Origin of the sequence: Microbulbifer okhotskensis, assembly GCF_023895975.1 — a bacterium.
In the GTDB taxonomy this organism is placed as follows: Bacteria; Pseudomonadota; Gammaproteobacteria; order Pseudomonadales; family Cellvibrionaceae; genus Microbulbifer; species Microbulbifer okhotskensis.
Genome location: NZ_JALBWM010000609.1, coordinates 1 through 207, shown reverse-complemented (window position 1 = coordinate 207; position 207 = coordinate 1). Strand labels below are relative to the sequence as shown.

1 protein-coding gene is annotated in these 207 nt (G+C 53.6%); it reads left to right on the top strand.

All coding sequences use genetic code 11. The features are described from left to right. Positions 1-11: 11 nt before the first annotated feature. Positions 12-207: DUF3164 family protein (locus MO867_RS23450; RefSeq protein WP_252473580.1), on the top strand; the 196-nt coding region annotated here is incomplete at its 3' end.

The following is a 207-nucleotide window of genomic DNA, read 5'->3' as shown; positions in this document are numbered from 1 at the left end:
CCGGACACCTGGTGCCGGAAGACCAGGTGCGCGAGCACGATAAATTGCGCGACTCCACAGTGCGCACACTGGCTGATATTGCCGAAAAGCTGAATGTGGCATTGGGGCAATTTAAGGAGAAAGCTTTGGCGGATGTTGCCGACCTGGTGTCGATTGCTGCAGAGAAATATGACGTAAAGATGGGCGGCGAAAAAGGCAATGTATCCC